The 13,367-nt window shown below is 43.1% G+C and carries 17 protein-coding genes; 12 read left to right on the top strand and 5 right to left on the bottom strand.

Translation table 11 applies throughout. The features are described 5' to 3' along the window. Positions 1–27: 27 nt before the first annotated feature. The gene (locus CDG76_RS25245) at positions 28–630 is read left to right on the top strand and encodes a hypothetical protein (RefSeq protein ID WP_094351644.1); all 603 of its coding nucleotides are present in this window, start codon (positions 28–30) and stop codon (positions 628–630) included. Positions 631–695: 65 nt separating this feature from the next. On the opposite strand, the gene CDG76_RS37665 is transcribed toward CDG76_RS25245, so the two are convergent. Continuing rightward, positions 696–854 (bottom strand): hypothetical protein, encoded by a 159-nt coding sequence (locus CDG76_RS37665; protein WP_190240978.1) that lies wholly within the window; start codon positions 852–854, stop codon positions 696–698. Between the two features lie 455 nt (positions 855–1,309). On the opposite strand from CDG76_RS37665, the gene CDG76_RS37660 reads away from it, so the two are divergent. The 7 genes from CDG76_RS37660 to CDG76_RS25220 all read left to right on the top strand — a co-directional run bounded on the left by CDG76_RS37660 (position 1,310) and on the right by CDG76_RS25220 (position 7,316). Continuing rightward, positions 1,310–1,477 (top strand): hypothetical protein, encoded by a 168-nt coding sequence (locus tag CDG76_RS37660; protein WP_190240977.1) that lies wholly within the window; start codon positions 1,310–1,312, stop codon positions 1,475–1,477. 15 nt (positions 1,478–1,492) lie between these two features. Further along, positions 1,493–1,879 (top strand): NACHT C-terminal helical domain 2-containing protein, encoded by a 387-nt coding sequence (locus CDG76_RS25240; protein ID WP_223265376.1) that lies wholly within the window; start codon positions 1,493–1,495, stop codon positions 1,877–1,879. A 303-nt stretch (positions 1,880–2,182) separates the two neighbouring features. Beyond that, the gene (locus CDG76_RS25235) at positions 2,183–2,638 is read left to right on the top strand and encodes a response regulator (protein WP_094351643.1); all 456 of its coding nucleotides are present in this window, start codon (positions 2,183–2,185) and stop codon (positions 2,636–2,638) included. Between the two features lie 325 nt (positions 2,639–2,963). Beyond that, positions 2,964–3,122: a hypothetical protein gene (locus tag CDG76_RS36505; RefSeq protein ID WP_223265375.1), complete on the top strand. Its 159-nt coding sequence runs from the start codon at positions 2,964–2,966 to the stop codon at positions 3,120–3,122. A 396-nt stretch (positions 3,123–3,518) separates the two neighbouring features. Beyond that, entirely contained in the window at positions 3,519–4,988 is a 1,470-nt protein-coding gene (locus tag CDG76_RS25230) for an efflux RND transporter periplasmic adaptor subunit (RefSeq protein ID WP_094351642.1), read from the top strand. A 255-nt stretch (positions 4,989–5,243) separates the two neighbouring features. Next, positions 5,244–6,461, top strand: coding sequence for an ABC transporter permease (locus tag CDG76_RS25225; protein WP_094351641.1), 1,218 nt, complete (start codon positions 5,244–5,246; stop codon positions 6,459–6,461). A gap of 243 nt (positions 6,462–6,704) precedes the next feature. Then, positions 6,705–7,316 (top strand): hypothetical protein, encoded by a 612-nt coding sequence (locus CDG76_RS25220; protein ID WP_094351811.1) that lies wholly within the window; start codon positions 6,705–6,707, stop codon positions 7,314–7,316. 86 nt (positions 7,317–7,402) lie between these two features. Here the strand turns inward: CDG76_RS25220 and CDG76_RS25215 are convergent, their stop codons facing one another. Then, positions 7,403–7,771, bottom strand: coding sequence for a Dethiobiotin synthetase (locus tag CDG76_RS25215; protein WP_094351640.1), 369 nt, complete (start codon positions 7,769–7,771; stop codon positions 7,403–7,405). Positions 7,772–7,980: 209 nt separating this feature from the next. Here CDG76_RS25215 and CDG76_RS25210 point away from each other — a divergent pair, with 209 nt between their 5' ends. The 4 genes from CDG76_RS25210 (at position 7,981) to CDG76_RS25195 (ending at position 11,595) form a co-directional block, all read left to right on the top strand. Further along, a complete protein-coding gene (locus CDG76_RS25210; protein ID WP_094351639.1) occupies positions 7,981–8,217 on the top strand; it encodes a hypothetical protein in 237 nt (78 codons plus the stop codon). A gap of 468 nt (positions 8,218–8,685) precedes the next feature. Continuing rightward, positions 8,686–8,931, top strand: coding sequence for a photosystem I iron-sulfur center protein PsaC (gene psaC, locus CDG76_RS25205; protein WP_015175986.1), 246 nt, complete (start codon positions 8,686–8,688; stop codon positions 8,929–8,931). Positions 8,932–9,323: 392 nt separating this feature from the next. Continuing rightward, entirely contained in the window at positions 9,324–11,204 is a 1,881-nt protein-coding gene (glmS, locus tag CDG76_RS25200; protein WP_094351638.1) for a glutamine--fructose-6-phosphate transaminase (isomerizing), read from the top strand. A gap of 190 nt (positions 11,205–11,394) precedes the next feature. After that, positions 11,395–11,595 (top strand): hypothetical protein, encoded by a 201-nt coding sequence (locus CDG76_RS25195; RefSeq protein WP_190240976.1) that lies wholly within the window; start codon positions 11,395–11,397, stop codon positions 11,593–11,595. A gap of 3 nt (positions 11,596–11,598) precedes the next feature. On the opposite strand, the gene CDG76_RS25190 is transcribed toward CDG76_RS25195, so the two are convergent. The 3 genes from CDG76_RS25190 to CDG76_RS37650 are packed head-to-tail and all read right to left on the bottom strand — an operon-like array spanning position 11,599 to position 13,258. Further along, entirely contained in the window at positions 11,599–12,945 is a 1,347-nt protein-coding gene (locus CDG76_RS25190) for an LLM class flavin-dependent oxidoreductase (RefSeq protein WP_094351637.1), read from the bottom strand. Positions 12,946–12,963: 18 nt separating this feature from the next. Then, a complete protein-coding gene (locus CDG76_RS37655; protein WP_190240975.1) occupies positions 12,964–13,113 on the bottom strand; it encodes a hypothetical protein in 150 nt (49 codons plus the stop codon). Beyond that, on the bottom strand, positions 13,106–13,258 hold the full coding sequence (locus tag CDG76_RS37650) for a hypothetical protein (RefSeq protein WP_190240974.1): 153 nt from the start codon (positions 13,256–13,258) through the stop codon (positions 13,106–13,108). Before CDG76_RS37650 ends, CDG76_RS37655 begins: the two co-directional genes overlap by 8 nt. Between the last annotated feature and the right edge of the window lie 109 nt (positions 13,259–13,367).

Genomic DNA, 13,367 nt, shown 5'->3' with positions numbered 1-13,367 from the left:
AGATCAGCATCTCAAAGGGCAAAAAATATGACAGTTAAAAGTCTGTTGCCACTAATAGCCGCCACGATAGTCTGTGGTGGCTCTGTTCTTGTGGAAGCGCGTCAACCCAAATCTCCGGTAGCTGTTGTCAAACCAAAGGTTTCTCAACCCGTGCAGCCAAAATGGAAGTTATTCACCGCTCCAGATGGACGTTTTACAATTTTGATGCCGGGAAACCCCAGCAGAAATACCGAATCCCAAAAAACTTATATGGGGGAAATTACCTTAGAAATATTTGCCGCTCAACCACCAAAACAGCAAGTAGCATACATAGTTGCTTACAATGATTTTCCTTATAGTTACGGTCAAATGGCTGATCCTCAAGCTGTACTTAATAATGCACGGGATATGGCTTTAAAGACTACGAAAAGTAATTTAATTAGTCAACGAAACATTCGTAGTTACAATAATCATCCCGGCAAAGAAATTGAGTACATCAATTCTGGAGGGAATATTACTAAAAGTAGAATGTATGTTGCCGAAGGAAGACTATATCAAGTAATGGCAATAACTACAAAAAAACAGCAGAAGACACTAGCTAAAACTATTACTGGGTATTTAAATTCTTTCAATGTAGTTTTGAAAAAGTGAAATAAATAAAACTTCTAGTATATTAGCCTTGTAATCAATTGCAGAGCTAATATAGCTTTTCCTAGTCATATAAGTATATCAGAGCAAGCTCCTCGCTTGCGGCGAAGAGGGGGTTGGGGTAATACGGTTTGGTTAAGGTTTTTTGATGAAAATTCTAGATCGCTAAAGATGCGATAAATCGCTGTCAAGACGAAAGACTGATTATTGTAGAGACGGCGATTCATCGCGTCTCTTGCATTAACCGAACAGTATTCAGTGTTGGGGGTGGTGTTAATTTATGCAAGAGGTATAGCGTAGAGTATGTTATGGCTTCCCCAATCCACCACAAACCTAAGAAAAATTTTGGGTTCTCGCTAACAACATTTTTCCATTAACTCCAAACTTCTAATTCTTAAATTCTTCTGTCTTTTAATTTTTTAACTCATCTTATAGAACTTATACGCTAATCAACATTTAACAATTTATGCTTTGAAAATCAAACATTGTTTGAATTTAGATATTTGTAAAGCTTAAGATGTATAACTTTTGAATTTGTGACAAAAATTTAAAACTTGAGAGTATTTATTGAATTTTGTATAACTTTAAATGAGTAAAATGTTATTATCACAGAGAAAGCTATAAGATTGCAGATATTAATAAAAGTTAAAGTCCATGATTTGAGGAGCAGGGTTTTTGTCCTATGGTCAAGCGATCGCTCCAAGCATCACTTACTGGAATTCAAGAGGCTAAAAGGGCATTTGCTCTCAAGGGGTGGATACAAGACAATCTAGCCGCAGAAGTCAATCTCAAGACTAGACAACCGATTTGGCGGTTTTTTAGCGGTCGTCCGCTTAAGCGTCATACCTAGAACGGGATAAGGACTTTGCCCATATCCACGCCTGTGGAGATGCTCTCTCAAGCATTCTCGGCATTGTTCTGGATTGTTGGACTTCATAAATCTCTGCAACAACTCTCGGACGAATTTCCCAATTCTCGTCAAAGTCAAGAACGATTTGAACTATGGTGGCAGACGAACTATTCAACCTGGGCTGAACAGTTAAAGACAACGGTGATTAATTATCGAAACATTAACCACCAGTGGGAGTTTAGCATTGAACAACAGCAAGTGTTACAACGTTACTATGATGCTAATCAGTTACGACTCGATTGCCTGCATAGCAATTGTGAAGTAACCCTTGCTATCAGGCAAGAAATTGAAGCCAGCTTATTATTGCCTCAGAAGGAACTTGAGGACAGGGAATGGGAATAGTTTTGTTGATTAATTCTTTACAGCTATTTTCAGTTAATTGAACCACAGATTTTCGGAGGTAACATACCGCGCCCTTTTTTGAAAAGTTTTTCTACGTTTTGTGTCGTAGTTAATCAATTCATTTAGGAAATCAAACAACACCCGCTCATAGTATAAGAACAGAACCTAGTAATTCTAACCATTTAGTGGTTTTTTAGTGGTTCTCTAGTACTCTTTATTTTACCTATCCGTTTGTCTCGTCTCCTTAAGACTAAGGATTTTTCAGATCGCTTTGCCCTTAAAGTCTTAATCGCAGGTCTTATTATGAATTTAATCAATGACTTTTGCTTGGCAGTTGGGATACTTAAAGGTGTACAAGTACTCGTTGTAGACAACGATCGCGATAGTAGAGAATTGTATGCTTTTTTACTCGAAGACCTAAGCGCAAATGTAATTACCGCTGGTTCCGTAAAAGAAGCTTTAGAAACCCTGAGTTGGTTCACACCCAACATTATTGTCAGTGAAATTAGGTTTTTAGGTGAAAGTATTTATACATTGCTAAATACATTGAATGCTATAGAGGCAGACAATGATAAGCATATCCCAATCATTGTGACTTCAACATCTACCACAGGTACTTGTGACCAAATTCCAGATGTAGACTTTGAAGAATATTTCCTTAAGCCATTCGACCTTGACGAATTTGTTTCTATGATTGTGAATCAAGTACAGGAAAATATAGCGGAAAATTTTTGCACCGAGCTACTAGTTGCAAACTAGTAGGTAAGTTTAAATATGTGCGTTGTTTAACCGCCCTGAAATAAATTTCTAGACTGCATAGCTAAAACCCTTGTTCAAGATACAACTGTAGGTTAGACCAGCCTACAATGTAAACACATGGGTTTGAGCGAATGATAAGCAATGCCCACAAAAATTACAAATATACTTATTCATCCACCTCAGAACTCCGTTCATCCACCTTTGAACTGGATTCATCTACCTCAGATACTCGTTCATCCACCTTTGAACTGGATGAATCCGCCTTAAAGACTGGTTTTGTTAAAGTAGACCATCGGTGCGTTAGCCTCCGGCGTAACACACCGTTATGGCTTTTGCTATTGAAAACCAAGGTAGTAGGCGGATTACAGAATCTCAGGTATTACCAGGATTAGCTATTTCTTTATTAAACGATGCATTACGGCGAACTCGTCAAATAAATCAAAGTCAAGTTGGTGCTTGGTTGTTAACCCAATTTCAGCAATAATTACAAACTGCTTTGCGGTAGGGAATGGGGAGTAGGGAAAAAGCAAAGGATACAGACTAACTAAAGCGCGATCGCACTATAGCAATCCTATCTGATTTGTGAGAATTGCCAGCCGTAGATTCCCAGCTTCTCAAAAAAGTCGGGGATCTTGTTTCTCAGAAATAGTTCAGGATTGCACTAATATGCTGTGGCTAAAGTCACCCTTTTAGGTGAAGACATACAGAAATACGAATGCCTAGTATTAAGGAAGATTAAGCAACTGTGAAGCTTATTGTGCGTCTAGTTGTTAATTGACTCATACAAATTTAATCCCAAAGCTTTAACAACTCCGTATTCTCCACTTGTCCTCAAACTAAAAAATATTCTTATACCGCAAGATTTACAGGTTTCTATAATATGGCTACGCACATAGAAATTCCAGTTATTGGCAAAGTTAAGTATCCATTGCGCTGGCTGATGGGGCTAATGGCGGGGAGTGCTTTGCTTGTGGGTACTATAACAACTTACACCTTGGTAAATCAAGGGACAAATAAAGAAGATATTGCTCAACTAACTGTGCCAGTTGCAGCCCAAACCGTCACGTTGCGGATTACAGCTAGTGGCAAAGTCGTGCCAGTTCAGAGCGTAAATATTAGTCCGAAGAATCCCGGAGTGCTGTCGCAATTATATGTGGAACAAGGCGATCGCATTCAACAAGGGCAAATTCTCGCCCGCATGGATAGCGCCGGTATTGAGGCTCAAAGGAGCCAGTACCGTGCTAACTTAGCCCAAAGTCAAGCACAGCTAGCCGAAGCCCTTGCTGGTAGTCGTCCTCAAGAAATCGCTCAAGCTAGGGCGCGATTAGCACAATCTCAAGCCCAATTAGCCGCAGCTAAGGCTGGTAATCGTCCCCAAGAGATTGCTCAATCTCAATCTCAAGTAGATGCGGCTCAAGCAAGGGTGAATTACACCAGCGAACAGGTAAAGCGTTACGAATATCTATATAAAGAAGGAGCAGAGAAAAAACAATTACTCGATCAAGCCATCAGCGACGACAAAAGTGCTAGAGCCAATTTAGAAGAAGCGAAAAAACGATTTTCGTTAGTCCAAAGTGGGACTCGGAGTGAGGAAATCGACCAACGCCAAGCTGCTGTTAACGAAGCACGGGCAGCATTGGTACTCTTAGAAGATGGAACCCGTTCTGAAGAAATTGCCCAGCGTCAAGCTGCTGTTGCATCCGCTGAGGCTCAGTTAAAGGGTGTACAAGTGCAGTTGGAAGATACTATTATTCGCGCTCCTCTGTCGGGAATTGTTACCCAAAAGTATGCCGAACCAGGCGCGTTTGTCACACCCACAACTTCTGCATCTACTAGTGCATCGGCAACTTCCAGTTCAATTGTCGCCGTAGCCAGGGGTTTAGAAATATTAGCTCAAGTTCCCGAAGCCGATCTTGGCAGAATAAAACAGGGACAGCAGGTGGAAATTGTCGCTGATGCCTATCCCGATCGAGTTTTTAAAGGTCATGTGCGCCTGATTGCTCCCGAAGCAGTGGTGGAACAAGGTGTGACATCCTTCCAGGTGCGGGTTGCTCTCGATACTGGCATAGATAAACTGCGTTCTGGCTTAAATGTGGATCTGACTTTTTTAGGCGATCGCGTTAATAATGCCTTGGTATTACCAACGGTGTCAATCGTCACCGAAAAGGGTAAAACTGGCGTACTCGTACCCGATGCAAAGAATAAACCCCAGTTCCGCGAAGTTACAGTTGGGGCACAAATTCAAAACCAAACTCAGATTTTAGGGGGAGTTAAAGAAGGCGATCGCATTTTTGTTAATCCACCCAAAGATTACAAAATCGAAAAGGCTAAAGAACAAAATAATTCATAATGACGCTCTCTACGAGACGCTAAAAGCGTAGCTTGCAACTCTTACAGAGTACGCGGACTCGCTACCGCTACGCTAACGTAATTCGTAATTAAGTAGAACGATGTGGAAAAACCAAACTATGTTAATAAAAATTCAATAGACTCAAACCCTCTTCCCTCCTGCCTCCTGCCTTCTCCCAAGGGGAGACGCTAAAAGCGATCTGCCTCCTGCCTCATCCAAACGATAAATATTTACACCGACCTACTTGTATAAGATATGAATTTCCTCGAAAGCATGAATATGGCGGGGAAAACCCTGCTGTCAAATAAACTGCGTAGCGCCCTCACGATGTTGGGTATAGTTATTGGCAATGCTTCGGTGATTGCCATGATTGGCATTGGCGAAGGTGGGCAGAAGTATGTGAATAAACAGTTGCAGTCATTAGGGCCAAATGTGCTATTTGTACTGCCAGGTAATCGAGAAACTCAGCGGATCTCCTTTGAAGTGCCAAAAACTCTGGTGTTGCAAGATGCGGATGCGATCGCTTCTCAAGTCCCAACTGTAGTAGGAGTTGCACCAGAGTTAAATAGAAGACAGGTAATTACATACCGCAACAGAAACACCGATGTCAACATCATTGGCACAACTCCCAGTTTCCTATCTGTGCGGGATTTTGAAACTAATAAAGGCAGGTTTTTCTCAGAGATAGACATCAAGCGAAGTAACCAAGTGGTGGTGCTGGGTGGAGACTTAGCAGAAAAACTATTCGGTAATAGTAACCCTGTAGGACAGCAATTGCGAGTTGGAAATACCAGCTTTCAAGTGATTGGAACGTTAACAGCCAAAGGTTCTAGCGTGGGAGCAGATTATGATAATGCTGCCTTAATACCAATCACCACATCAGCAAACCGACTGGTGGGCAAGAATTCTCCTTATGGTATTGCCTTAGATTATCTGGTTGCTGCTGCTCGTGATTCCGATAGCGTGGATGCAGCAGAGTTTCAAATTACTAATTTGCTACGTCTACGACACAAAATTAATGGTGAAGATGACTTTACCCTTCGCAGCCAAAAAGATGCTTTGCAAACTGTCGGTCAAATTACAGGTGCATTAACAATTATGCTAGCTGCGATCGCAGGTATATCCCTGTTTGTCGGCGGCATTGGCATTATGAATATTATGCTCGTCTCCGTCACCGAACGCACCCAAGAAATCGGATTGCGAAAAGCGATCGGTGCAACTGAGCAAGATATTTTGCTACAGTTCATCATTGAAGCAGTGATTGTTTCCGCAGCTGGCGGCTTAGTCGGGACTGCGGTTGGTATCAGTGGCATCCTATTAGTGGGAGCCTTGACTCCTTTAGAAGCAAGTCTTTCTCCTGTAGCGATTACTATGGCAGTTGGTGTCTCTGGGGCTATTGGTTTATTCTTTGGCGTTGTTCCTGCACGTCGAGCTGCTAAACTCGACCCCATTGTGGCTTTGAGAAGTGCTTAGATAAATCATCACAAAGACGCGATAAATCGCCGTCAAGACAAAACGACTGATTATTGTAGAGACGGCGATTCATCGCTTCTCTTGCCTTAACCGAACAGTATTGATATGAGTCCTATAGTTGAGCGATCCATAAATGCATCGATGCGCGATCGCTACAATCCATTGAAGTAATTTTGCTGAAAAACGGGAAAACTATGGTTAATCCCTAATGGGGAAATTTCTATGAAAATCCTGAACAGCAAAATGCTCAAAAAATCTCTACTTAACTGTTTAATTTTACCTTTTTCTCTAGTGCCCTGGCTGTGTGTGGGAGCGCTTTTTGATTCCCAAGCCAATGCTTTACCAGGACAAAGTACAGAAGAGGTAGGCACTTGGATTAAAGCACATCCGACACTCCGCCCCAGGAGAGGGGAGAAATTATTTGTGCAAAAGACTGATACTGCTGCCCAACGATTTACTTTTCAAGCGTCGGTATTGCCTCCTGGTAGGGTGGAGTTTTCCAAAGACCGTGGCACAATTCGGACTGAGCGCATTACTATGTATGATGCTATTAACGGCATGACATTTACGCGTCTCCAAGAATCCTTGCGGGTGATTTATGGGTTGGAGATTTATCAAGACTACGATCGCGCCCAAGTCGTGTATCAATATCCCAACCAGAAGGTAGTTAATTCCGCGCGTCTGGCCAAAACTCCGATTCGGGAAGCCTTAAAGGGAGAATTACGAGTAGGCGATCGCTATGTATATTGGGTGGAAGTTGCCCAACCCAAGACTGGTAAAGCTTTTACCGGTCAAATGACAGTTTTGCTCAAAACTGACCTAGACAAGTTAGAAAATGAACTGCAAATTCGTTAATAGGCATCTATCTGAGTGCTGAGTGCTGAGTTAGAAGTGAGGAATTATTTTCCTTGTCCCCCCTGCTCCCCTGCTCCCCTGCTCCCTCATCTCTTCCCCAACTCCATCGGAGCTAAGGTTTGCCATATACCCGAAAAGATACTTTCAGCTGCTAAGGAAATTCGTAGTAAATCTTCTTTGAGTAGTGGTGGCCAATCAACCCCGGCTTTACGCCCTGCACCAAATAGCTGTTGCGCCTTAATGCTTAATTGATAAAGGGCCAAAGCCAGTTCTCGGTCTAGGCTCTTTGCATCTTTGAGGGCTTCAAACACCACTTTCAATGCCAACAAAATCGAAGTGATCTGACCGGGTACCGGCGGTTTGCCCTGTTTCATACGCGTTAACAGTGCATCTGGGTTTTCCTCGGTTGTGATTGTCTGATCTATGAGGAGTTTCCTAGCTGTTTCGTAATTCATGTAGTCAGTTTAGCGCACATTTTGCTTCAGCAGTAATACTTAATTAAAAAGTCATAAAATGACTTTCTAGTTATTTATAGCAATCTCTGATAATTTGTGAAATGATAGGCGTGGGGAAAATGATCAGGAATTGGCGATGCTCTAGGTTAACCAGATAGACTGAATATAATATCTTTGAAAAATACACCTTACTAGGAATCAAAAGTAAAATGATCTCACCGAATTTACTAGAAATTGAACGCTCTATCCTTGCCTTGTCTGTAGAAGAACAACTTTGGCTGTTAGAAAGTATTGTTCGACAAATCCGAGAAAGGGAGTATGTAAAAGATAATTTTAATGATGCTAAAAATTTAGATGAGCAGCTGCAAGTAACCGCTAACCTGCCAAATATTCAAACACAAATTCCTACTATAAATGATGAATTTGCAATTTCTGAAATCCTCTGATATGTAGGAATAAACATTATGAAATTGCCAGTCATAAGAAATTAAATATACAACTTATCAGTGAGCGTAGGCGCAGCCCGCCGTAGGCATCGCAGTCTCTAAATTAATCATTTACATTGCAAAAGCAGTTTTGTTCAGTAATAAAAATAAGTTTTTGCGTAATTTAGATTGCCAAACTGTTTTCATTTACACGGGGATGTGGCGATCGCAAATTCCCTTTTAATTTTGTTTCATCTATCTTTACGATTCAACCCCATTATGGTATATCACTGTGGTAAATACGCTCTGATAATGTTGCTGATTATCAGTCAATAGGGACAATCTCGCAAAAAGAAATTTTAACGGTGCTTATTACATTGTTTGAAGTTATGTAGCCTTTTGATTACGGCCTATCAACCACTGCGGTAGACTATGCGTTGATTATGATTCTTTCGCAGAGAAGAACACTCGAAAGGAGCCGTTTATTCAATGTCTCATTCCGTAAAAATCTACGATACCTGCATTGGCTGCACCCAATGCGTCCGCGCTTGCCCTACTGATGTACTTGAGATGGTTCCTTGGGACGGCTGTAAAGCTGCTCAAATTGCCTCCTCACCCCGTACAGAAGACTGCGTGGGCTGTAAGCGTTGCGAAACCGCTTGTCCCACCGACTTTTTGAGCATCCGGGTTTACCTGGGCGCTGAAACAACTCGCAGTATGGGTCTAGCTTACTAAAAAGCTGAGTGCTGAGTGCTGGGTGCTGAGGCATAAAGAAGTCAATCAGAAACACAATTTCTTGATTCTTCACTCGGAACTCGGAACTCGGCACTCAAGTCTTTGAAGTGTCTCAATAGCAAGCACCTTTACGATCGTAGAGTGGACATTGCCCGCCTTACGAAATCGCAATTTTAGATTGGGGATATAATCTCTGGGTATCTAAATCCTAGAAGCTGTATTTGTACCGTCCAGTCAAAAGCTGACGGGGAATCCGCTGTAAAAAAACCTAAAATCTATAACAATACCTAGTGATAGAGGGAGTAAAATACTCCCTTTTTTCTTTGCAAAACGTCCACTTTATGCTACCTACTATACTGGATTTAATCATCCTGAAAAAAGTGGCGTGAAGAATGTGCGGAATTGTTGGATATATAGGCACTCAAGCGGCGACAGATATTTTACTGGCTGGACTGGAGAAACTAGAGTACAGGGGCTACGATTCGGCTGGAATCGCCACTGTTTGGGAAGGTGAGGTAAATTGTGTGCGGGCAAAAGGCAAACTGCATAACCTGCGTTCTAAACTGGAACAAATAGAAACCCCTGCCCAAATTGGTATTGGTCATACACGCTGGGCAACTCATGGTAAACCAGAAGAGTACAACGCCCATCCCCATTTGGATACAGCAAAGCGAGTCGCGGTGGTGCAAAATGGCATTATTGAAAACTACCGCGAGTTACGCGAAGAACTCAAAGCCAAAGGACACATATTTCTTTCTGAAACCGATACAGAAGTAATTCCCCATTTAATAGCCGAATTTTTAAAGAATCTTCCTCCCTCATCTTCCTCATCTCCCTTCCTAGAAGCAATTCGCCAAGCTGTTAACCACCTAAAAGGCGCATTTGCGATCGCAGTTATTTCTGCGGACTACCCCGATGAATTGATTGTTGTTCGCCAACAAGCACCCTTGGTAATTGGTTTTGGGCAAGGGGAGTTATTTTGTGCTTCTGACACCCCTGCGATCGTTGCCTACACCCGTGCCGTACTACCTCTAGAAAATGGCGAAATTGCCCGCCTCACACCTTTAGGCGCTGAGATTTACAATTTTGCTGGCGACAGACTGAAAAAACAACCCCGACTGCTCAACTTCAATCCGGCAATGGTTGAAAAGCAGGGATTCAAACACTTCATGCTCAAAGAAATCCATGAGCAACCAGGGGTAGTAAGAGCTAGTTTAGACGCATACTTTAATCCAGCCGAATCTACCGAATCACCAATCAATCTTGGTTTACCTGAAGATTTATATACCGATTTAGAACAAATTCAGATCGTCGCCTGTGGTACCAGTTGGCACGCAGCATTAATCGGAAAATATTTACTCGAACAACTAGCAGGAATTTCAACTCAAGTACATTATGCTTCTGAGTATCGTTATGCACCATCACCCGTGACGGCTAACACATTAATCGTTGGTGTTACTCAATCAGGTGAAACAGCCGATACCCTAGCAGCTTTGACAATGGAAAAAGAACGTCGCCAAGGGAAAGAACCCAAATATCAAGCGCGACTACTGGGCATTACCAATCGCCCAGAAAGCAGCCTTGGTCATTTAGTACCGCATATTATAAGTACCCTAGCGGGAATTGAAATTGGGGTAGCAGCGACGAAAACTTTTACTGCTCAACTGATGGCGTTTTATGCTTTGGCATTGGATTTAGCAGCTCGTCGTCAGACAGTTTCAAAAGATACATTAGATCAAATTATTAATGGGTTGCGGCAGATTCCCAAAGAAATTGAAGCAACTTTGGAAACTCAGGAACGTTTAACCGAACAGCTAGCCCATGAGTTCGCCGAAACCCAAGATTTCATTTTTATAGGAAGAGGAATTAACTTCCCCATTGCTTTAGAAGGGGCGTTGAAATTAAAAGAAATCAGTTATATTCACGCCGAAGGGTATCCGGCTGGAGAGATGAAACATGGCCCGATCGCACTTTTAGATGCGAAAGTACCAGTAGTTGCGATCGCAATTCCTGGTAGTGTTTACGAAAAAGTTATTTCTAATGCCCAAGAAGCCAAAGCCAGAGATTCTCGCTTAATTGGGGTGACTCCCGTCAACGATGGCGAAGCTGCGGAAATTTTTAACGATCTTCTTCCCGTCTCTCATGTGGAAGAATTACTTTCTCCGATTTTGACAGTAGTTCCTTTGCAACTATTGGCTTATCATATTGCCGCCCGTCGCGGTTTGGATGTCGATCAGCCTCGTAACCTTGCTAAAAGTGTTACCGTGGAATAGTATAATTTTATACCCAAAAAATAAGTATGATGGCTTCTGAAGAAGTTCTATGGCTTGCAGAAGCCATTTTTATGGCAATAATTATAAGTATAATATATTTATTAATACTTAAGTAAGTATTCGCTGGATTTGCAGTAAAGGGTAAAATTATACTCCGAGCTAACGCAGCAAAGAAGCGCAATTGAGGCAGATGCCTGCGGCGGGAGAAGAAGCTGATTTAGAGGAGTTAAGTGCATTTGATCCAATACCTTTTCAGATCATCGCTGTCAAGCGATCGCTAGAACAACTTCTACCCAGGTTATTACTAGCTGACTTGGTTGAGCTAGGGAAAACCATACAAGTTGGCATAATTCTGACTGGGAAAAGAGATTTTCATCACATTGTTGTGTGATGTCTAGCTGACAGACGCAGTAGTGGTCTGGAAGAAGCGGTTGGCGGGGCGTGCCAGCCCCAGATTTTCGCGCAGCGTCTTGCCCTCATAGTCGTGGCGGAAAATTCCCCGTCGTTGGAGTTCTGGCACAACCTTGTCTACAAAGTCATTCAACCCTTCAGGAAGAAAAGGGAACATAACGTTGAAGCCATCAGACCCTTCCTCTGTCAGCCATTGCTCCATATCATCGGCGATCGTTTGGGGTGTGCCGACGAAGGCCAGCCCGCCGTAACTGCCGATGCGTTGAGCTAGCTGTCGAATGGTCAGGTTCTCGCGTTGTGCCAGCGCTATCACTCGTTCGCGTGAGGTCTGTCCGGCGTTAGTCAACGGGATTTCCGGTAATGGGCCGTCTGGATCAAAGCGTGAAACATCGTAGCCAAGGGCACTGTTCAGGCTGGCGATCCCACTGTCATAATGTACTAGACTGTCCAAATGAAGACGTTTGGCACGCGCCTCTGCAACGGTTTCACCCACAATTACTAAGACACCTGGAAGAATTTTGATGCTATCTGGATCGCGTCCGATCGCCTTTACGCGACCCTTAATGTCGGCAAAGAAAGCCTTGCCTGCCTCTAAGCTGCCAGCTGATGCAAACACAACCTCGGCGGTTGCGGCGGCCAGTTGACGACCTGCTTCAGAGGCTCCTGCCTGGACGATTACCGGCCAACCTTGGACAGGTCTGGCGATGTTCAATGGCCCCCGCACCGAGAGATTTTTTCCCTTATGATCCAGAACGTGAATTTTTGCGGGATCGAAATAAATCCCTGATTCCACATCTCGAATGAAGGCATCGTCAGCAAAGGAATCCCAAAGACCCGTAACGACATCATAAAATTCCCTAGCCCGCACGTAGCGTTCGTCATGTTCTACCTCCTCTTCTAATCCAAAGTTGAGCGCTGCATCTGGATTTGATGTGGTGACAATGTTCCAGCCAGCGCGACCGCCACTGATATGATCCAGAGATGCGAAACGGCGAGCGATGTGGTAAGGCTGGTCATAAGTTGTGGAAGCGGTGGCTACCAGCCCGATGTGTTCGGTGACGCTGGCAAGGGCAGAAAGCAAGGTGAAAGGTTCAAAGGATGTGATAGTATGGCTGCGCTTGAGCGCGTTGATTGGCATATTTAGCACTGCTAAGTGATCTGCCATGAAGAATGCGTCAAACTTGCCCTGCTCTAGTTTCTGGATGAATCGTTTCAGCGCTGGGAAGTTGAAATTAGCGTCAGGCAAAGCCCCAGGATAGCGCCAAGCGCCTGTATGTATGCTTACCGGGCGCATGAAAGCACCCAGTTTTAATTGCTTCGATCTGCTCATTAGCCCTCCGTATCATGTTTAGAATGCTGGGGCGATGTCCCCTTGAGGTAGTTGTTGATTCTTAAAAGGAAAGGAGTCAATTATCTTAGCGCAGACTTGCACAATAAACAGATATTGGGCTACACCAACCACACGGAAGCGGTAGAAATTCTCTCTTTCCTCATTCATCCGGCGATCTAGGTTCTTGCGTAGGCGTAGCCCGCCGCAGGCATCGCTTTTTCGGAATGTGAGGGGCGTACTTATCAAGCAGTTTTTCAAATATTTCCAGTTCTAAATTAGTAGTCCAAGCCGGACGAGTTAGAGTTGTAGTCATAAATTTTCCTTTGAGCATCATACTAATTCGTAATGAAATTGACTTTTTCTCCACTCCACTCAGACATAGTTTTCTAGAACCTTTGTAGTTCGGACTAAAACTTTATACG

The sequence above is a fragment of the Nostoc sp. 'Peltigera membranacea cyanobiont' 210A genome (assembly GCF_002246015.1).
Lineage (GTDB): Bacteria > Cyanobacteriota > Cyanobacteriia > Cyanobacteriales > Nostocaceae > Nostoc.
The sequence above is the reverse complement of the archived record's forward strand: the minus strand, read 5'-3'. Positions and strand labels throughout refer to the sequence as shown.

What these genes read in the sequence shown, in the direction of transcription:
- CDG76_RS25195 (WP_190240976.1), top strand. Translation starts at nt 11,395, where the DNA reads ATGCCTGCGGCGGGAGAAGAAGCTGATTTAGAGGAGTTAAGTGCATTT.
- CDG76_RS25245 (WP_094351644.1), top strand. Translation starts at nt 28, where the DNA reads ATGACAGTTAAAAGTCTGTTGCCACTAATAGCCGCCACGATAGTCTGT.
- CDG76_RS37665 (WP_190240978.1), bottom strand. Translation starts at nt 854, where the DNA reads ATGAATCGCCGTCTCTACAATAATCAGTCTTTCGTCTTGACAGCGATT.
- CDG76_RS25235 (WP_094351643.1), top strand. Translation starts at nt 2,183, where the DNA reads ATGAATTTAATCAATGACTTTTGCTTGGCAGTTGGGATACTTAAAGGT.
- psaC (WP_015175986.1), top strand. Translation starts at nt 8,686, where the DNA reads ATGTCTCATTCCGTAAAAATCTACGATACCTGCATTGGCTGCACCCAA.
- CDG76_RS36505 (WP_223265375.1), top strand. Translation starts at nt 2,964, where the DNA reads ATGGCTTTTGCTATTGAAAACCAAGGTAGTAGGCGGATTACAGAATCT.
- CDG76_RS25225 (WP_094351641.1), top strand. Translation starts at nt 5,244, where the DNA reads ATGAATTTCCTCGAAAGCATGAATATGGCGGGGAAAACCCTGCTGTCA.
- CDG76_RS25220 (WP_094351811.1), top strand. Translation starts at nt 6,705, where the DNA reads ATGCTCAAAAAATCTCTACTTAACTGTTTAATTTTACCTTTTTCTCTA.
- CDG76_RS25230 (WP_094351642.1), top strand. Translation starts at nt 3,519, where the DNA reads ATGGCTACGCACATAGAAATTCCAGTTATTGGCAAAGTTAAGTATCCA.
- CDG76_RS25210 (WP_094351639.1), top strand. Translation starts at nt 7,981, where the DNA reads ATGATCTCACCGAATTTACTAGAAATTGAACGCTCTATCCTTGCCTTG.
- CDG76_RS25215 (WP_094351640.1), bottom strand. Translation starts at nt 7,771, where the DNA reads ATGAATTACGAAACAGCTAGGAAACTCCTCATAGATCAGACAATCACA.
- CDG76_RS37650 (WP_190240974.1), bottom strand. Translation starts at nt 13,258, where the DNA reads ATGACTACAACTCTAACTCGTCCGGCTTGGACTACTAATTTAGAACTG.
- CDG76_RS37660 (WP_190240977.1), top strand. Translation starts at nt 1,310, where the DNA reads ATGGTCAAGCGATCGCTCCAAGCATCACTTACTGGAATTCAAGAGGCT.
- CDG76_RS37655 (WP_190240975.1), bottom strand. Translation starts at nt 13,113, where the DNA reads ATGAATGAGGAAAGAGAGAATTTCTACCGCTTCCGTGTGGTTGGTGTA.
- CDG76_RS25190 (WP_094351637.1), bottom strand. Translation starts at nt 12,945, where the DNA reads ATGAGCAGATCGAAGCAATTAAAACTGGGTGCTTTCATGCGCCCGGTA.
- glmS (WP_094351638.1), top strand. Translation starts at nt 9,324, where the DNA reads ATGTGCGGAATTGTTGGATATATAGGCACTCAAGCGGCGACAGATATT.